The organism is Micromonospora sp. CNZ303 (assembly GCF_004345505.1).
The window spans coordinates 139,590-157,824 of record NZ_SLVT01000009.1 but is presented as its reverse complement, the minus strand read 5'-3'; the positions used below and the strand labels follow the sequence as shown (position 1 = coordinate 157,824).

Here is an 18,235-nt window from a genome sequence, read left to right as displayed (position 1 = left end):
TGATGTCGCGGCGTGGCCGCTCAACGCGGATAGACCGTGAACTTCGGGGCCTTCTCCCCACTCGGCGGCACCCCGTAGTGACGCAGCGTGAACTGCATCATGTCCCGGAACGCGGGGGCCGCGATGTCCCCGCCCCCGCCGGAGGGGGTGTGCGCGAAGACCGCGATCACGTAGCGCGGCTTCTCGGCCGGGGCCATCCCGATGAACGAGGCCACCTCGCCGAGCTGCTTGCGCCCGTCGACCAGCCGCCAGCCGGTGCCGGTCTTGCCGGCGACCCGCCACTCGGGGATCGCCGCGGCCCTGCCGGTGCCGTCCTCGACCGTGGTGACCGCCTCCAGGATGGTCCGCAGCGCAGCGGCGTTCTCCGGGCTGAGCACCGACCGGGTGACCGGAGGGTCGGTCGGCGTACGCTTCCCGTCCGGCCCGATCACCTCCTTGACCAGGCGCGGCTGCACGTACGTGCCGTTGTTGGCGATCGTCGCGTAGACGGCGGCCATCTGCAGCGGCGTGGCGTCCACGCTGTGCCCGATCGGCACCGACCCGTACGACGACCCGCTCCACTCGTCGAGCGGCAGCAGCCGCCCGCTGGCCTCCCCGGGCATGCCCACCCGCGTCGGCTCCCCGAGGCCGAAGCGCTTCTGGTAGTCGATCAGGCGCTCCGGGCCGAGCTTGTCGGCGATCTGGATGGTGCCGACGTTGGACGAGTACGCCATCATGCCGGGCAGGCTCATCCGCTTTCCGTGCGCCTTGTGCGTGTCGGTGAACCAGACGTCGCCCATCTTGATGCCGTTGGCGATCGGCAGCGTCGTGTCGGGAGTGATCACGCGCTCCTGGAGCGCGGCGCCGAAGGTGATCGCCTTGTGCACCGAGCCGGGGTCGACCACGAAGCTGGTGGCCGCGTCCTCCCGGTCGGTCGGGTCGCTCGGTACGGGCTTCGCCGCGTTGTAGGTGGGGTGGCTGGCCTGGGCCAGCACCTCGCCGGAGGGGATCTCGATCACCACGGCGGCGCCGGTGCTGCCCTTGCTCTGCGCCATGTGCCGGCTCAGCATCCGCTGCACCATGAACTGCAGGTCGCGGTCGATGGTGAGCTGGAGCGAGCTGCCCGGCTTGGCCTTCGTGGTCTCGCTGTAGCCGCCGGGGATCGGGGCGGCCAGGTCGCCGAGGCCGACCTCGTAGACCCGCTTGCCGTCCTTGCCGCGCAGCACGTCGTCGTAGCGGGCCTCCAGCCCTTCCAGCCCGACCATGTCCTGGCTGGTGAAGCCGAGCAGGTTGGCCGCGAGGTCGCCGCCGGGCACCTCGCGCCGCTCGTCGCGGTGGGTGTAGATGCCGGGCAGTTCCAGGGCCGTGATCTTCCGGGCCTGGTCGATGTCCACCCCGCGGGCCAGGTATTCGAACTGCGAGTCGACGCCGTTGACCCGCTTGCGGGGCTTCATCTTCTCGGCCAGCTCCGAGGCCGGCATGCCGAGCAGCGGCGACAGTGCCCTGGCGGTGGCCTGCTGGTCCTTGATCTGGGTGGGGTCGGCGTAGACGTAGCGCGCCTCGACGCTGTGCGCCAGCGGGGCGCCGGACCGGTCGTAGATGGCGCCGCGCGCCGCCGGCAGCGTGACGGTGCGCAGCCGGTCGGCGAGACCACCGCCGGCGTACGCCGGAGTCTCCACGGCCTGGAGGACCACCAGCCGGATGCCGATGACGGCGAAGAGCGTCAGCGTGAGCACGGTGCCCAGCCGCAGCCGGCGACGGGGATCGGCCAGCCGGGGCGGCTTCGGCGGCTTGCGCGACGGCCGCCGGGCGGCCGGCCGGTCCGGCCGGCGGGCGGGGCGCGGGGCGGCGCGGCGGCGCGGCGCCGCCGGCTCGTCGTCGTGGCGCGGGGTGCGGGGCGTGACGGTGCGGACGACGCCGGAGCGGCCCGCCGCCTCCCGCCGGCCGGCCCGGCCGGCGCCGGCGCGCCCGCCGTCGAGGACCTGGAGGGCGGGGCGGAACGGGTCGCCGGAGCGCGTGCTGCGTGGCGTCCGGCGCTGCTCGGCGGGGCCGGCGTCGGCGTCCCGCTCGGCGCGACCGCCGGCGCGCTGCTCGCGCACGGTGCGCCCGCGAGGGGTGTACGCCCGGGCGTCGGAGATGCCACCGACCCCCGGCTCGCCGGAGCGCGGCTCGCCGCCCCGGCCCCCGGCGTTACGCGACGAACCGCGCCGGGAGCCTGTGGCGTCCCGGCGCGGTTCCTCCGATCTCGGCGGCACGGTCGTCAGCCTCCCGCGCCCTGCTGGCTGGTGATCGAGGGCTTGCCCCCGGCGGGCTGCGGCACGCCGATGACCTTGCCGTCGGGCAGCCGGATGTAGGCCGGCTCGCCCGCCTCCACCAGACCGAGCTTGCGGGCCCGGGCCTCCAGGTTGCCCGGGGCCTCCGCGTCGGCGATCTCCTTGTTGAGCTGCTGCTGCTCCACGTCGAGCTTGGCCTGCTGCTCCTGGAGCTTCTCCAGCCGGAAGGCGTTCTCGTTGATCTTCGTGTTGACCAGCAGGATGCCGAGCACCCCGCCGACCACCAGCACCAGCACCAGCGCGGCGAAGGGTGCCCGCGGCACCTTCACCGGCGGCGGCGGCGCCACCCGCAGCCGGGGCGGACGGGCCGTGACGGCGCTGTCCCGCTCGGCCGGACGCAGCGCGGCGCTGCCCTGGGTCGGGAACTCGCGCGCCCCCCGGGCGCGAGTCTCCCCCTGCCGGTCCGCGCGGTCCGCCCGCGGCGTGCCGGTACCGATGCGCGTGGCCCGCTCCGCCGCGGTCCGGCCCCCCGACCGCGGTGCGCGCTGCCCGCCGCCGGCGATGTCCCGACGGTCGCGCTTGTCAATAGTCATGTCCCTCCCCCTCTTCGTCCGTCCCTGTCCCGTCCCCCGGGGTCCGTCGGATCCGTGTCGGATCCGGGGGACCCCGCCCCTGGTTGGTGCATCGCCTTGACCCGCCGGCGGTACCGTTCGCGGTCGGTGCCGCCCTGCTGTGCCGCGTCCGGGTCGAGTCGCTCCGCGGCCCGCAGCCGCACTGACGCGGCCCGCAGGTTCGCGGCGACCTCCGCCTCCCCGGGGAGTTCGGCACCCCGGCTGAGCAGCCGGAACGTCGGACCGGACCCGGGCAGTTCGACCGGGAGGTCGACCGGGCCCTTGCTGCGGACCCGGTCGCTGAGCGCCGCCTTGGTGAGCCGGTCCTCCAGCGAGTGGTAGGACAGGACCACCATGCGGCCGCCCACGTTGAGCTTGTCGAGCGCGGCCGGCAGCGCCGTCTCCAGCGCTGCCAGTTCCTTGTTTACCTCGATCCGTAAAGCCTGAAACGTTCTCTTGGCCGGGTGTCCCCCGGTTCGTCGGGCGGGTGCCGGAATGGACTCCCTGACCAGTTCGGCCAGCCGCGCCGACGAGGTGATCCGGGCCCGCTCCCGCTCGCGGATGATCGCCGAGGCGATCCGGCCCGCGAACTTCTCCTCGCCGTAGACCCGCAGCACGCGGGCCAGGTCCGGATGGGCGTACGTGTTGACCACCTCCTCGGCGGTCACCCCCCGGGTCTGGTCCATCCGCATGTCCAGCGGGGCGTCCTGCGCGTAGGCGAACCCGCGGTCGGGTGCGTCGAGTTGCAGGGAGGAGACGCCGAGGTCGAACAGGATGCCGTCGATCGCCGGGTAGCCCAGCCGACCGAGCACCTCCGGCAGCTCGTCGTAGACGGCGTGCTCCAGGTGGACGCGGTCGGCGAAGCGGGCCAGCCGGACGCGTGCGTGAGCGAGCGCCTCGGTGTCCCGGTCCAGCCCGATCAGCACCGTCTCCGGATGCGCCTCTAGCACCGCCTCGGCGTGCCCGGCCAGGCCCAGCGTCGCGTCGACGTGGACCGTCCGCCCGCCCCGGCCCAGCGCGGGGGCCAGCAACTCGAGACACCGCTCGAGCAGCACCGGCACGTGCGTGCCGCGTAGCTCCCCCATGTCGACCCCCACTGGTGTGAAACCTTCGTCCTTCACGCGTCTGTCGTCGGACGACGCCGTGCCGTCGTACCGCCAGATCCCCATCCGCTCCCGCCGTCGGAGGCCGCGGCCCTCCGATCGGATCGTGCGCCTGGCACCGGGGAAGGGGTGCCAGGAACTCGAAAGCGGGTGGAGATCTCGCAGTACGTCGGGCGCCGTCACGCCCTACAGACCGCCGGGCAGCACCCCCTCCTCGATGTCGGCGAAGTCGTCTTCGCTCTCCGCGAGGTAGGTCTCCCAGGCAGCCTTGTCCCAGATCTCCACCCGGGTGCTCGCGCCGATCACGACCAGATCCCGGTCGAGGGCGGCGTAGTCCCGCAGGTGGGCCGGGATCGTCACCCGGCCCTGCTTGTCGGGCACCTCGTCGTGCGCGCTGGCGAAGAAGACCCGGCTGTAGGCTCGGGCCGCCTTGTTCGTCATCGGTTGCGCGCGCAACTGCTCCGCGATCCGCTGGAACTCGGGCATCGGGAAGGCGTAGAGGCAGCGATCCTGCCCTTTGGTTATCACGACACCCCCCGCCAGCTCGTCCCGGAACTTCGCCGGGAGGATCAACCGGCCTTTGTCGTCCAGGCGCGGGGTGTGGGTGCCGAGGAACATCGGCCCAACCCCCTCGCCCTTGAGCGGCGTTCGCGGCGCCGCTGACCCCCCGGGCCGGTGGGCCCTCCCGGCCTCACCACTGCGCCCCACTCTACTCCACTTCCCTCCACCCGCAACCAGAATCGCCCGCGTGGCGCGGCCTTTCGGCGCGCAAAACCGCACGTCAACCGGGGTGGAGCGGAGTGGAGGGCCGCGGGGCCCGCCGGGCCGGTCCGCTTTCCGACATAGATCGACTCCGTCCGGCTGAGCGGGTCCCGACCACCCCGCCGGAGCACCCCGGCCGAACGGTTCGCCGTCGGCGGCGATCTGGCGGGGTCGCCGGTCCGGTAACCTCGCTCGGGTGACGGACGCGAAGATGCCCCTGCGGGCAAAGGTGGCAAGCTCGGTGTCGCGGACCGCCGCGGCGCTGTCGCGGGCCGCGGGGCGCGGTGACGGCTCGGTGATCGGCGGCTGGATCGGCCTGAAGATCGACCCGGACCTGCTGGCCCACCTGTCGGCCGGGCGCGCGATCGCCCTGATCTCCGGCACCAACGGCAAGACCACCACCACCCGGCTCACCGCAGCGGCGGTCGGGGTGCTCGGCCGCGTCGCCACCAACTCGTTCGGCGCCAACATGCCGACGGGGCACACCTCGGCGCTCGCCAAGGCCGGCAGCACGCCCTACGCGGTGCTGGAGGTGGACGAGCACTACCTCGCCCAGGTGCTGGACGCCACCGAGCCGCACGTGGTGGCGCTGCTCAACCTCTCCCGCGACCAGCTCGACCGGGCCAAGGAGGTCGCCATGATGGCGCAGCTCTGGCGCGCCGCGCTGGTCCGGCACACCAACGTCCGCGTCGTCGCCAACGCCGACGACCCGATGGTGGTCTGGGCCGCGACCCCGCCGCCCAACCACGACCACCGCATCGCCCCGCCGCAGGTCACCTGGTTCAGCGCCGGGCAACGCTGGCACGACGACTCCTGGGTCTGCCCCGAGTGCGGCTCCACCATCCAGCGCTCCGGCGAACAGTGGTGGTGCAGCGGCTGCCCGCTGCGCCGGCCCGAGCCGCAGTGGACGGTGGAGGACGACGGCGTGCTCGACCCGACCGGCGCCTGGCACAAGGTCAAGCTCCAGCTCCCGGGCAAGGTCAACGTCGGCAACGCCGCGACCGCCCTGGCCGTCGCCGCCGAGTTCGGCGTCCGGCCCGTGGACGCGGTGCTCCAGCTCGGCAGCGTCACCTCCGTCGCGGGCCGCTACGCCCAGGTCGACCGGGACGGGCGCAACATCCGGCTGCTGCTGGCGAAGAACCCGGCCAGCTGGCTGGAGGCCTTCGACATGGCCGACGTCGCCCCGACGCTGCTCTCCATCAACGCCCGGGACCCCGACGGGCTGGACACCTCCTGGCTCTTCGACGTCGACTTCGCCCCGCTACGGGGCCGGCAGGTGCTGATCACCGGCGACCGCGCGTACGACCTCGCGGTCCGGCTCGAGGTCAACGACGTGCCCTTCCAGCATGTGCGGACGTTCGACGACGCCGTCCGGTCGGTGCCCCCGGGGCGCCTGGAGGTCATCGCGAACTACACCGCGTTCCAGGACATCCGAGCGGAGTTGGACCGTGTCAACTGAGAGCCTGCGCATCGTCTGGATCTACCCCGACCTGCTCTCCACCTACGGCGACCGGGGCAACGCACTGATCCTCGCCCGCCGGGCGCGGCAGCGCGGCTTCCCGGTCGAGGTGCTGGAGGTGCGTTCCGACCAGCGTCTCCCCTCCACCGCCGACATCTACCTCATCGGCGGCGGCGAGGACGGCCCGCAGGCGCTCGGCGCGCAGCGGCTGCTCGCCGACGGCGGCCTGCACCGGGCGGTCGCCCAGGGCTCGGTCGTGTTCGGGGTCTGCGCCGGCTACCAACTCCTCGGCACCTCCTTCTTCGCCAAGGGCACCCTCTGCGCCGGGCTGGAGCTGCTCGACCTCTCCTCCGACCGGGGGCCGACCCGCGCCGTCGGCGAGCTGGCCGGCGAGATCGACCCTCGGCTGGGCGTGCCGGCGCTGACCGGTTTCGAGAACCACGGCGGGCGCACCCACCTCGGCCCGGGGGTCTCCCCGCTGGCCCGGGTCACCGCCGGGGTCGGCAACGACGGCGCCACCGAGGGAGCGTGGCGGGGCAAGCTGCTCGGCACGTATTCGCACGGCCCGGCCCTCGCCCGCAATCCCGCCCTGGCGGACCTGCTGCTGCGCTGGGCCACCGGCGCGCACCAGCTCCCGCCGCTCGACGACACCTGGTCGGACCGGCTGCGCGCCGAGCGCCGCACCGCGGTGGCCGCCGCCGCCCGGGCATGATCCTGGCCGTCCGGCGGCTGCTGCGGCAGCCGTCGGCCGTCCGGTTCGCCCTGCTGCTGCTCCTGCTCGCCACCTTCGGGGCGGTGCTGCTCGTCGTCGACCTGCCCGAGGCGCGGGAACTGCCCGGGCTGGCCGACCGGCTGGGCGGCCTCGCCCCCGTGGCGGCGGTCCTCGGCGGGGCGCTGCTGCTGGTCGCGCTGGTCCCCCGGACCTTCATCACGCTCGCCTCGGGCGCGATCTTCGGTGCGCTGGAAGGCGCCGCGTACGCGCTGGGCGCCGCCCTGCTCGCGGCGGCGCTGGGCTTCACGGTCGGCCGCCTACTCGGGCGGGACTTCGTCGCCGAGCGGGTACGCGGCCGGCTGGCCCGGTTGGACGGTTGGTTCGCCCGCCAGAGCGTCCTCGGCGTGGTCACCGTACGGCTGCTGCCGATCGCCGGCTTCGGGCTGGTCAGCTACGGCTACGGCACCACCGGCGCCCGGGTGCTGCCGTTCCTCGCCGGCAGCGTGATCGCCTCCGCGCCCACCGCGTTCGGCTACGCGGCGGTGGGTGCGACGGTCACCTCCCCGGGCGACGTCAACTGGTTGGGCGTCGCGCCGGCCGCGCTCGGCCTGATCGCCAGCGTCGTGCTGATCCACCGCTGGTGGCGCGCCGAGCGGCAGCGCCGGCTCGGGCCGAGCTGAGGCCGTGATGCGCGGCGGGTCGCCCGGAGCGGGCGGGGCCACGGGGCCGGAACCCGAGGTGCGGCAGCCGACCGACGACGGTCGCGTCGACCCGATCGCCACCGGTCGCGTCGACCCGATCGCCACCGGTCGCGTCGACCCGATCGTCACCGAGGAGCGGCTGCGGGGCGGCTTCATCGCCGAGGTGGTCCGGGTCGGCGACACCGTCCGGCGTACGCCGCCGGAGAACGCCGAGTTCGTCGCCGCGCTGCTGCGGCACCTGGAGCGGGTGGGCGCGGACGTCGCGCCCCGCCACCTCGGCACGGACGAGCGGGGTCGGCAGGTGCTCAGTCACGTCGACGGCCGGGTGCCGTGGCGGGACAGGGAGGATCCGGCGTACTTCGCCGACCCGGCGCTGACCCGGCTGGCCGAGCTGCTCCGGCGGCTGCACGACGCCTGCGCGGGCAGCCCGCTGGCCGGCGACGCCGAGACGGTCTGCCACCGCGACCTGTCCCCGAAGAACACGGTGTACCGGCACTCTCCGGCCGGCCCGCTGCCCGTGGCGCTGATCGACTGGGACCTGGCCGCGCCCGGCCGGCGGGTCGAGGACGTCGCCTTCGCCGCCTGGCACTGGGCGGCGGCGGGGCCGGGAGCCGACCCGGTGGAGCTGGGCCGGCGCGCCCGACTGCTCTGCGACGCCTACGAGGCGGCCGGCACCGGGCCGCTCGCGCTGCCCCGCGCCGAACTGGTCGACGTGATGCTCGCCCAGATCGACGCGACCTGGCGCGGGATCGCGGCCGGCGCGGAGCGGGGCGATGCGGCCATGTGCCGGCTCCGCGACGCGGGGATCGCCGACACGGTGCGCCGCTGGCACGACTGGCTGGCCGGGCACCGCCCGGTGGTGGCGGCCGCGCTGCGCTGACCGGCTCCGCGCCGCACGGCGACCACGCTGCGCTGAACGCCCCGAGTGCGCCCGGTCGCGCGCCTCATCCCGTCGGGGAAACCAGCCCGGCCTCGTAGGCGGCGATGACGAGGTGCACCCGGTCGCGGGCGCCCAGCTTGCTGAACAGCCGGGCCACGTGCGCCTTGGCGGTGGCCGCGCTGATCACCAGCTCGGCGGCGATCTCGCCGTTGGACAGGCCCCGGCCGACGAGCGTCAGCACCTCGCGCTCCCGCTCGGTGACGCCGTCGAGGGCCCTGGTCGGGGCGGCGGGGGTCGGCCGGCGGGCGAACTCGGCGATGAGCCGGCGGGTGACCCCGGGGGCGATCAGCGCGTCCCCGGCGGCGACCACCCGGACCGCGCCGAGGATGTCGTCCAGCGCCATGTCCTTGACCAGGAACCCGCTCGCGCCGGCGCGCAGCGCGGCGTGCACGTGCTCGTCGTCGTCGAAGGTGGTGAGCACGAGGACGCGGGTGGCGCCGCCGTGCGCGGTGATCGCGCGGGTGGCCTGGATGCCGTCCATGCCGGGCATCCGCAGGTCCATCAGCACCACGTCCGGCACGACCTCGCGGGCCAGCCGCACCGCCTCGGTCCCCGTACCCGCCTCGCCGACGACGTCGATGTCGGGGGCGTCGGCGATGAGCACCCGCAGGCCGGCGCGGACCAGTGGCTGGTCGTCGACGAGCAGCACCCGGACGCTCACCGGTCCGCCGTCCCGGCCCGCGCTCCGACCGACTCCGTCGCCACGTGTGCTGCCGGTGGCGCCGGCGCTGCGGGGGGTGCCGGTAGCCACGCCGCCACCCGGAAGCCGCCCTCGGGACGGGGCCCGGCGTGGAACCGGCCCTCCAGCAGAGCGACCCGTTCGCGCATGCCGAGGATTCCGTGCCCCTCACCGCCGACCCGGGCGCCCCGACCCTCGTCGACGATCTCCACGACCACCTCGTCGAGGCTGTGCTCGGCGGTGACCCGGCACCGGTCGGTGCCCGCGTGTCGTACCACGTTGGTGAGCGCCTCCTGCACGATCCGGAAGGCGGCGAGGTCGACCTCGGCCGGAACGGGCCGCCGTTCGCCGACGCGCCGCAGGTCCACCCGCACCCCGGCGTCGGCGGCGGCGACGACCAGTCGGTCGAGATCGTCCAGCCCCGGCGTCGGGTCCAGCGACGCCGACTCCGACTGCGGGCGGCGCAGCGCGCCGAGCGTACGCCGCAGGCCGGCCAGGGTGTCGCGGCTGGTCGCCTCGATGGTGGCCAGCGCGGCGCGGGCCTGGGCCGGCTGGGTGTCGATGACCCGGGCGCCCATACCGGCCTGGATGGCGATCACCCCGATGCTGTGCGCGACCATGTCGTGCAGCTCGCGGGCGATGCGCAGCCGCTCGGCGGTGACCGCCTCGGCGGCGGTGTGCGCCCGGACGGCCGCGGCGTAGCCGCGCCGGGCCCGGACCGAGTTGCCGACGGTCCACGCGGTGACGACCGCCAGCACGGAGAGCGTGGCCCGGTTGATGGGGTCGCTGCTGGGGTTCGCGAAGCCCGCGGTGACCTGCACGACGAGCACCGCAACGGCCACCGGCACCGAGACGCGGCGGGATCTCCTCGCCGCGATCAGCCCCACCACCAGGTCGATCGCCAGGAACTGCGCGTACCAGATGTCGGTCAGGTAGCCGTCCTCCGGAACGTTGACGGCGACGGTGACCACGCACGCCGCGACGACCATCAGGGCCAGGGCCAGCACCGGGCGGCGGCGCAGCAGCCCGGCGGGCGGGGCCACGGCCAGCAGCGGAACCAGGTAGCGCTCGGCGAGCCACCAGTCGCCGAACCCCACGCCCGCCCGGCTCGACGCCACGACGGGGGCCATGAGCACGGCGAGCGGCAGCACCGCGACGCCGAGCCAGGGCAGCACCGCCCGCGCCAGCGCCGGGGCGCGGCGCGGCGGCGGGGTGGTCGCGTCCATGCGCACACGGTAGACAGCCCGTCGCCGCCCGCGCATCGGCCCACGGGCGTACGCCCCGGGGCCGGTCACCGGCCGCGGGGTGTGGCCGCCGGGGCGACGCCCCGCGACCCGCCGGCCGGCAGCGTGGGTGGGGTGATCGAACTTCAATCCCTGACGAGACGGTACGGCCGCACGACGGCCGTCGACGACCTCACCCTGACCGTGCGCCCCGGCCACGTGACCGGGTTCCTGGGCCCCAACGGGGCCGGCAAGTCCACCACGCTGCGGATGATCATCGGGCTCACCGCGCCGACCAGCGGCACCGTCACGGTGGACGGGGTCCGCTTCGCCGACCGGCCGCGCGGGCTACGCCACGCCGGCGCGTTGCTCGACGCCGGGGACGTTCACGGCGGGCGCAGCGCCGTCGCCCACCTGTCGGCCCTGGCCCGCAGCAACGGCATCGCGCGCGCCCGGGTCGACGAGGTGCTGCGGGAGGTGGGCCTGTCCGCCGTCGCCCGCCGGCGCATCGGCGGCTTCTCGCTCGGCATGCGGCAGCGGCTCGGGATCGCCGCCGCGCTGCTCGGGGACCCGCCCGTCCTGCTCTTCGACGAGCCGTTCAACGGTCTCGACCCGGGAGGGGTGCGCTGGGTACGGGACCTGTTCCGGCGGCTGGCGGCCGAGGGGCGCACGGTCTTCGTCTCCAGCCACCTGATGAGCGAGATGCAGAACTGCGTCGACCGGCTCGTGGTGATCGGCCGGGGCCGGCTGATCGCCGAGCAGGGCCTCGCCGAGTTCGCCGCCGGGAGCACCCGGGCCGACGTGACCGTCCGTACGCCCGACCCGGCGACCCTGTCCGCCGTGCTCACGGCCGAGGGCGCGCACGTCCGCCCGGACGACGCCGGGGCGCTCGTCGTGACCGGCCTGACCGCCGCGCGGATCGGCGACCTCGCGCTCGCCCACGGCGTCGGGCTGCACGAGCTGACCGCCCGTACCGCCTCGCTGGAGGAGGCCTTCATGGCACTCACCGCCGACAGCGTCGAGTATCTCGCCGGGGAGGGGACCCGATGACCGCCGTGACCCAGTCGACCCGCCGACCGACCGTGACCGGGGCGCCGGCCCGGTTCCGCGACCTGCTGGCCGCCGAGTGGATCAAGCTGTGGTCGCTGCGCTCGACCCGCTGGACGCTGCCGCTGGTCTTCCTGTTCGTGGTCGGGGTCAGCGTCAACGCCAGCCTCGCCGACCACCGGAACTGGCCGAGGTACCCGCAGGGGCGCCGGGAGATGTTCCACCTGTACGGGCCGGTGCGCGACGCCTTCCCCGAGGTCGGCTACCTGGTGCTGATCCTCGCCTCGGCCACCATCGGCGCCCTGACGATCGTCGGCGAGCACCAGAGCGGGCTGATCCGGGCCACGCTCGCCGCCGTCCCGGCCCGCCGCGCGCTGGTCGCGGCGAAGGCCGCCGTACTGGCCGGGGTCATGCTCGGCTTCGGCACGGTCACCGCGGCGACGTCGTTCTGGGTGTCCCAGGCGATCCTCGCCGACCGGGACGCCGGGTGGTCGATCGGCGAGCCGGGGGTGCTGCGCGCGGTCGTGGCGAGCGCCGTGCTCGTGCCCGTGTGCGCGCTGGTCGGGCTGGGTCTGGGCGCGCTCACCCGGCACGCCGCCGGGGCGGTGGCCGCCGCGACGGCGGTGCTCGTGCTGGTGCCGATGGCGGTGGACAGCGACGAGCACCGGTGGATCGCCGAGGCGTACAACGCCCTGCCCCTGACCGCCTGGCTACGACTGATCGAGGTGCATCCCGACGCCCTCAACCCGGACCCGTACCCGGCCACCGTCACCGGCTCCTGGCTCACCCTGGCCGCCTGGTCCGCGACCGCCACCCTGACGGCAATAACCCTGACCCACCGCCGCGACCCCTGACCCACCCCACCCGGCGCGTCGATCATGCAGTCGTGGTGTCCGGCTCATCCCGGCCCGGGGACCTTGTCCCCCACCACAACTGCATGATCGACGCCTTCGGCGCGGCGCGGCGCGGGTCAGGCCACCACGGAGACCATGCGGCCCTTGATGACGATGACCTTGCGGGGTTCCTTGCCGGCCAGCGAGGGTGCGACCGCCTCCAGGGCCGCCGCGCGGACGGTCTCCTCGGACGCGTCGGCGGGGACCTCGACGCGGCCCCGCACCTTGCCGTTGATCTGCACCGGGTACGTCACCGTCTCGGCCACCAGCAGCGCGGGGTCGGCGGTCGGGAAGTCCGCGTACGTCAGGGAGGTGTCGTGCCCCAGCCGGCGCCACAGCTCCTCGGCGACGTGCGGGGCGAACGGCGCCAGCATCAGCACCAGCGGCTCGGCCACCTCGCGCGGGGTCTCCGCCAGCCGGGTCAGCCCGTTGGTCAGCTCGATCAGCTTGGCGATCGCGGTGTTGAACCGGATCGCCTCCATGTCGCCGCGGACCCCGTCGACCACCTTGTGCAGCAGCCGCCGGGTCGCCTCGTCGGCGGGCGCGTCGGTGACCCGCAGCACGCCGGTCTGCTCGTCGACGACCGCCCGCCAGACCCGCTGCAGGAACCGGTACGACCCGACGACCGCCCGGGTCTCCCACGGCCGGGACACCTCCAGCGGACCCATCGACATCTCGTAGACCCGGAACGTGTCCGCCCCGTACGCGGCGCACATCTCGTCCGGCGTGACCACGTTCTTCAGGGACTTGCCCATCTTGCCGTACTCGCGGTTGACCTGGGTGTCGCCCAGGTAGAAGCCGCCGTCGCGCTCGGTGACCTCCTCGGCCGGCACGTAGGCGCCCCGGGCGTCGGTGTACGCGTACGCCTGGATGTAGCCCTGGTTGAACAGCTTGCGGAACGGCTCGAACGACGAGACGTGGCCCAGGTCGTACAGCACCTTGTGCCAGAAGCGGGCGTACAGCAGGTGCAGCACGGCGTGCTCGGCGCCGCCGACGTACAGGTCGGTGCCCCCGCAGTCGCCCTCGCCGCGCGGCCCCATCCAGTACGCCTCGTTCTCCGCGTCGACGAAGCGCCCGGAGTTCGTCGGGTCCAGGTAGCGCAGCTCGTACCAGCACGAGCCGGCCCACTGCGGCATCACGTTGGTCTCGCGGGTGTAGCGCTTCGGGCCGTCGCCCAGGTCCAGCTCCACCTCGACCCAGTCGCGCCGGCGCGACAGCGGGGTCTCCGGGTTGCTGCCGGCGTCCTCCGGGTCGAACGTGCGCGGCGAGAAGTCGTCCACCTCGGGCAGCTCGACCGGCAGCATCTCCTCCGGCAGGGCGATGGCCGCGCCGGTCTCGTCGTACACGATGGGGAAGGGCTCGCCCCAGTAACGCTGCCGGGAGAACAGCCAGTCGCGCAGCCGGTAGGTCACCGCGCCCGTGCCGTGCCCGTTGGCCTCCAGCCACTCGATGATCCGGGCCTTCGCCTCGGCCACCCCCAGGCCGTTCAGGTCCAGGCCGCGCTCGGGCGCGGCGCTGTTGACCGCCGGGCCGTCCCCGGTGTACGCCTTGCCGTCGAAGCCCTCCGCCGGCTGCACCGTACGCACGATCGGCAGGTCGAAGACCTCGGCGAACGCCCAGTCCCGCTCGTCCTGGCCGGGCACCGCCATGATCGCACCGGTGCCGTAGCCGGCCAGCACGTAGTCGGCGACGAAGACCGGGACCTGCCCGCCGGTGACCGGGTTGGTCGCGTACGCGCCGACGAAGACGCCGGTCTTCTCCTTCGTGTCGGCCTGCCGCTCGACGTCGGTCTTGGCCGCCGCCGCCTTGCGGTACGCCTCCACGGCCGCGCGCGGGTTGGCGTGCCCGCCGGTCCACGCGTCCTTCGTCCCCTCGGGCCAGACCGCCGGCGCCAGGGCGTCGACCAGCTCGTGCTCGGGGGCCAGCACCATGTAGGTGGCGCCGAAGACGGTGTCCGGACGGGTCGTGAACACCCGGATCGGCGCGACGGCGGTCGGGAAGTCGATGTGCGCGCCCGTGGAGCGGCCGATCCAGTTGCGCTGCATCAGCTTGATCGGCTCGGGCCAGTCCAGCGTGTCCAGGTCGTCCAGCAGCCGGTCGCCGTACGCGGTGATCCGCATCATCCACTGCTTCAGGTTGCGCTTGAAGACCGGGAAGTTGCCGCGCTCGGAGCGGCCGTCGGCGGTGACCTCCTCGTTGGCCAGCACGGTGCCCAGCCCCGGGCACCAGTTGACCGGCGCCTGCGAGACGTACGCCAGCCGGTGGTCGTCGACGATCCCCCGCCGCTCGGCGACGGACAGCTCCGCCCACGGCCGCCCGTCGGGGGTGGGCCGGTTGCCGCCCTCGAACTCGGCGATCAGCTCGGCGATCGGGCGGGCCCGCTTCGCCCCGGTGTCGTACCAGGAGTTGAAGACCTGCAGGAAGATCCACTGCGTCCACCGGTAGAAGTCGGTGTCGATGGTGGCCACCGAGCGGCGCTCGTCGTGGGCCAGGCCCAGCCGGCGCAGCTGCGCCTTGTAGCGCTCGATGTTGGCCACGGTCGTGGTCCGCGGGTGGGTGCCGGTCTGCACCGCGTACTGCTCGGCGGGCAGGCCGAACGCGTCGAAGCCCATGGCGTGCAGCACGTTGCGCCCCGCCATCCGCTGGTAGCGGGCGAAGCAGTCGGTGCCGATGTAGCCCAGGGGGTGGCCGACGTGCAGGCCCGCGCCCGACGGGTACGGGAACATGTCCAGGACGTACAGCTTCTCCGCCCCGGCGCGCGGGTGACCGGGGTCGGCCAGCGGGCCGGTCGGGTTCGGGGCGTGGAACGTCCCCTCCCGCGCCCAGGCGTCCTGCCAGCGCTGTTCGATCTCCTCGGCCAGGGCCGCGGTGTACCGGAACGGGGGAATGTCGGCCGGTGCTGCCTCACTCATGGCGTCTCCTCGCTTCGCTCGTCGCCGCCGGCCACGCCACGGCCGGGCTGGGTGCTGACCTCGCTCGGCGCGGTCATGTCGGTCTGGCTCGGGTCTGTCCGCCGCCGGCGCCGCGCCGCCCGAGGGCCGGCGCCGGTGCCGGTGCCGATCGCCGGGGCGTCCGGCGGAGGGCACAAAAAAGCCCCTCGCGCAGGAGGGGCCGCCGTGCTGTCGCGCGTCAGCGCATCAGCACGGCCCGGTAAGAAGCAGGAAGAATCCGGCCATGCCCGGGAGTGTACCCCGCCGTCCGGTCCCGCACGTCGCCCGCCGCCACGGGTCGGGACGGCGACCGCGGACGTACGCGCTGCGGCAGCCCTTCGTGATCATCGTCGGCACCGAGAGCAACGGTTCGTTCCCCCGACCCGGCGAATGTTCGGTGCGTAACCGACCGTCTACCTGCGGGGGTCGGCGACGGCGACAAACATGGTTAGCCTGAGATACCAGTGAGATTTCTGCGGCAGACGAGGCTCGGCGTCGCGAACCCTACGGCGGGTCCAGGTGCTCTATACAGAGCTGCCGTCCGGCGACGAGGAGGAGGCCCGTGACACAACAGACCTGGGACGAGGTGGGCGGCGCGTTGCCGCACGACGAGTTCCGTGCCGCCAGCGAAGCCATCGTGTCGAACATCGAACAGGTCATCGAGGGCAAGACCGCCACCGTGCGGCTCGCCCTGGCCGTCCTGCTCGCCGAGGGCCACCTGCTCATCGAGGACGTGCCCGGGGTCGGCAAGACCAAGCTCGCCAAGGCCATGGCCCGGTCGATCGACTGCACCGTGCGCCGCATCCAGTTCACCCCCGACCTGCTGCCCAGCGACGTCACGGGGGTCAGCGTCTACAACCAGGAGACGCACGACTTCGAGTTCCGCCCCGGTGCGGTCTTCGCCAACCTGGTCGTCGGCGACGAGATCAACCGCGCCTCGCCGAAGACGCAGTCGGCGCTGCTGGAGTGCATGGAGGAGCGCCAGGTCACCGTCGACGGCGTCACCTACCACCTCCAGACGCCGTTCATGGTCGTCGCGACCCAGAACCCGATCGAGATGGAGGGCACCTATCCCCTCCCCGAGGCGCAGCGCGACCGGTTCACCGCCCGCATCGCGATGGGCTACCCGGACCCGAGCGCCGAGCTGGCGATGCTCGACGGGCACGGCGCGACGGACCCGCTGGACGAGCTGCGTCCGGTCGCCGACGCCAACACCGTCCGGCAGCTGATCGGCCACGTCCGGCAGGTGCACGTCGCCGACGCCGTCAAGCAGTACGCGATCGACCTGGTCACCGCCACCCGCGAGGCCGCCGACCTGCGGCTGGGCGCCTCCCCGCGGGCGACCCTCCAGCTCCTGCGCACCGCCCGCGCGGTGGCCGCCCTGGAGGGGCGCGACTACGTCCTGCCCGACGACCTCCAGGTGCTGGCCGTGCCGGTGCTCGCGCACCGGATCATCCCCACCGCCGACGCCCAGCTCGCCCGGCGTACGACCGACGCGATCGTCTCCGAGCTGGTGCACCGGCTGCCGCTGCCGCACGATCGCGGGCGCTCCCCGTACGACACCCGCCCCACGGGCGAGGGCAACGGCCGAGCCACGTACGAGCCGCGGAGGCGGTGACGTGCGCGACGGGCTGCGCGGCCTGACCACCCGCGGCCGTTCGTTCGTGGCGGCCGCGGTCGCGGCGGCGGTCTCGGCCGGCATCCTCGGCGAGAAGGACCTGCTCCGGGTGGCCGTGCTGCTGGCCGTCCTGCCGCTGCTCGCCGCGGCCTACGTCGGGCGCAGCCGCTACAAGCTGGCCTGCAACCGGTCGCTGGACCCGCACCGGGTGCCCGTCGGGGCCAGCTCCCGGGTGGTGCTGCGGTTGCAGAACATGTCCCGCCTGCCCACCGGCACCCTGCTGCTGGAGGACCGGCTGCCGTACGCGCTGGGCAGCCGGCCCCGGGTGGTGCTGGAGCGGCTCGGCGCCCACCAGGCCAGCTCGGTGGCCTACACGGTGCGCGCCGACGTGCGTGGCCGCTACGAGGTGGGCCCGCTGGTGGTCCGGATGACCGACCCGTTCGGGTTGTGCGAGCTGAGCCGCGCCTTCCCGAGCACCGATCATCTGACCGTCATCCCGCAGGTCACGCCGCTGCCCTCGGTGCGCCTGCCCGGCGAGTACGCCGGCAGCGGCGACAGCCGGGCCCGCTCGGTGGCGGTGCACGGCGAGGACGACGCCGCCACCCGGGAGTACCGGATGGGCGACGACCTGCGCCGGGTGCACTGGAAGTCCACCGCGCGCACGGGCGAGCTGATGGTGCGCCGGGAGGAGCAGCCCTGGGAGAGCCGGGCCACCGTCGTGCTGGACACCCGCGCGTACGGCCACCGCGGCGACGGGCCCACGGCCTCCTTCGAGTGGGCGGTCTCCGCCGCGGCCAGCATCGCGGTGCACCTGCGGCAGGCCGGCTACAAGCTGCGCCTGGTCACGGGTTCCGGCGCGGACGTGGACGCGTCCGAGGGGGCCGGCGACGGGGTGCTCCTCGACCACCTCGCCGAGGTCCGGCTCGACAAGTTCGGTGAGCTCACCACCCTGGTGCAGCGGGTCCGGCAACGGGCGGACGGCGGCCTGATCATCGGCCTCTTCGGCTCGGTGAGCACGGCCGAGGCCGAACTGCTGGCCGGACTGCGGGGCAACGGCGCCACCTGCGTCGGTTTCCTGCTCGACAGCTCCACCTGGCTCAACCTGCCCGCCAAGGCCCGGGCCGAGGCCGACCACGCCCACGGCGCCGCCGCGCTGGCCATGTTGCAGAGCGGCTGGCGGGTCATCGGCGTCGACCACGGCACGCAGTTGCCCGCGCTCTGGCCGCAGGCGGCCCGCGGCTCGCAGGGCTTCGCACTGCGGGCGGCCATGGCCGAGACGGTGGCCGGCGGCATGCGATGAACGGA

The 18,235-nt window shown here is 74.2% G+C and carries 14 protein-coding genes and 1 pseudogene; 8 read left to right on the top strand and 7 right to left on the bottom strand.

Going from position 1 to position 18,235, the window contains the following annotated elements:
• Window positions 1-20: 20 nt before the first annotated feature.
• The 4 genes and pseudogenes from EV374_RS16540 to mraZ all read right to left on the bottom strand — a co-directional run bounded on the left by EV374_RS16540 (window position 21) and on the right by mraZ (window position 4,584).
• Window positions 21-2,234 carry a peptidoglycan D,D-transpeptidase FtsI family protein gene (locus EV374_RS16540; RefSeq protein WP_132236293.1) on the bottom strand — a complete coding sequence of 738 codons (2,214 nt, stop codon included), beginning with the start codon at window positions 2,232-2,234 and terminating at the stop codon, window positions 21-23.
• A 5-nt stretch (window positions 2,235-2,239) separates the two neighbouring features.
• Window positions 2,240-2,845: a cell division protein FtsL gene (gene ftsL, locus EV374_RS16535; RefSeq protein ID WP_132236291.1), complete on the bottom strand. Its 606-nt coding sequence runs from the start codon at window positions 2,843-2,845 to the stop codon at window positions 2,240-2,242.
• A pseudogene (rsmH, locus tag EV374_RS16530) lies at window positions 2,835-3,948 on the bottom strand (16S rRNA (cytosine(1402)-N(4))-methyltransferase RsmH). The gene ftsL and the pseudogene rsmH overlap by 11 nt, the downstream one beginning before the upstream one ends.
• A gap of 204 nt (window positions 3,949-4,152) precedes the next feature.
• Window positions 4,153-4,584 carry a division/cell wall cluster transcriptional repressor MraZ gene (gene mraZ / locus EV374_RS16525; RefSeq protein WP_132236289.1) on the bottom strand — a complete coding sequence of 144 codons (432 nt, stop codon included), beginning with the start codon at window positions 4,582-4,584 and terminating at the stop codon, window positions 4,153-4,155.
• Between the two features lie 355 nt (window positions 4,585-4,939).
• Between mraZ and EV374_RS16520 the strand changes: the two genes are divergently transcribed.
• From EV374_RS16520 to EV374_RS16505, 4 genes are read left to right on the top strand one after another with little or no spacing between them, the layout of a single operon-like run.
• The gene (locus EV374_RS16520; protein WP_132236499.1) at window positions 4,940-6,187 is read left to right on the top strand and encodes a MurT ligase domain-containing protein; all 1,248 of its coding nucleotides are present in this window, start codon (window positions 4,940-4,942) and stop codon (window positions 6,185-6,187) included.
• Window positions 6,177-6,899, top strand: a complete 723-nt coding sequence (locus tag EV374_RS16515; protein WP_132236287.1) for a type 1 glutamine amidotransferase — start codon at window positions 6,177-6,179, stop codon at window positions 6,897-6,899. Before EV374_RS16520 ends, EV374_RS16515 begins: the two co-directional genes overlap by 11 nt.
• Window positions 6,896-7,579 (top strand): VTT domain-containing protein, encoded by a 684-nt coding sequence (locus EV374_RS16510; protein ID WP_132236285.1) that lies wholly within the window; start codon window positions 6,896-6,898, stop codon window positions 7,577-7,579. The genes EV374_RS16515 and EV374_RS16510 overlap by 4 nt, the downstream gene beginning before the upstream one ends.
• Window positions 7,580-7,637: 58 nt before the next feature.
• Window positions 7,638-8,480: a phosphotransferase gene (locus EV374_RS16505; RefSeq protein ID WP_207914241.1), complete on the top strand. Its 843-nt coding sequence runs from the start codon at window positions 7,638-7,640 to the stop codon at window positions 8,478-8,480.
• Window positions 8,481-8,544: 64 nt separating this feature from the next.
• On the opposite strand, the gene EV374_RS16500 is transcribed toward EV374_RS16505, so the two are convergent.
• Complete coding sequence (locus tag EV374_RS16500; RefSeq protein WP_132236281.1) at window positions 8,545-9,201, bottom strand: response regulator transcription factor; 657 nt, start codon at window positions 9,199-9,201, stop codon at window positions 8,545-8,547.
• Window positions 9,198-10,445, bottom strand: a complete 1,248-nt coding sequence (locus EV374_RS16495) for a sensor histidine kinase (RefSeq protein WP_132236279.1) — start codon at window positions 10,443-10,445, stop codon at window positions 9,198-9,200. Before EV374_RS16495 ends, EV374_RS16500 begins: the two co-directional genes overlap by 4 nt.
• Before the next feature lie 132 nt (window positions 10,446-10,577).
• Between EV374_RS16495 and EV374_RS16490 the strand changes: the two genes are divergently transcribed.
• Together EV374_RS16490 and EV374_RS16485 are read left to right on the top strand one after the other, a co-directional pair.
• Window positions 10,578-11,492, top strand: a complete 915-nt coding sequence (locus EV374_RS16490; protein ID WP_486485797.1) for an ATP-binding cassette domain-containing protein — start codon at window positions 10,578-10,580, stop codon at window positions 11,490-11,492.
• A complete protein-coding gene (locus EV374_RS16485) occupies window positions 11,489-12,343 on the top strand; it encodes an ABC transporter permease subunit (protein ID WP_132236275.1) in 855 nt (284 codons plus the stop codon). The genes EV374_RS16490 and EV374_RS16485 overlap by 4 nt, the downstream gene beginning before the upstream one ends.
• 116 nt (window positions 12,344-12,459) lie before the next feature.
• On the opposite strand, the gene leuS is transcribed toward EV374_RS16485, so the two are convergent.
• Window positions 12,460-15,294 carry a leucine--tRNA ligase gene (gene leuS / locus EV374_RS16480; RefSeq protein ID WP_132236273.1) on the bottom strand — a complete coding sequence of 945 codons (2,835 nt, stop codon included), beginning with the start codon at window positions 15,292-15,294 and terminating at the stop codon, window positions 12,460-12,462.
• Between the two features lie 580 nt (window positions 15,295-15,874).
• Here leuS and EV374_RS16475 point away from each other — a divergent pair.
• Together EV374_RS16475 and EV374_RS16470 are read left to right on the top strand one after the other, a co-directional pair.
• Window positions 15,875-16,930 (top strand): AAA family ATPase, encoded by a 1,056-nt coding sequence (locus EV374_RS16475; RefSeq protein ID WP_132236271.1) that lies wholly within the window; start codon window positions 15,875-15,877, stop codon window positions 16,928-16,930.
• 1 nt (window position 16,931) lies between these two features.
• Window positions 16,932-18,230, top strand: coding sequence for a DUF58 domain-containing protein (locus EV374_RS16470; protein ID WP_132236269.1), 1,299 nt, complete (start codon window positions 16,932-16,934; stop codon window positions 18,228-18,230).
• Window positions 18,231-18,235 lie beyond the last annotated feature (5 nt).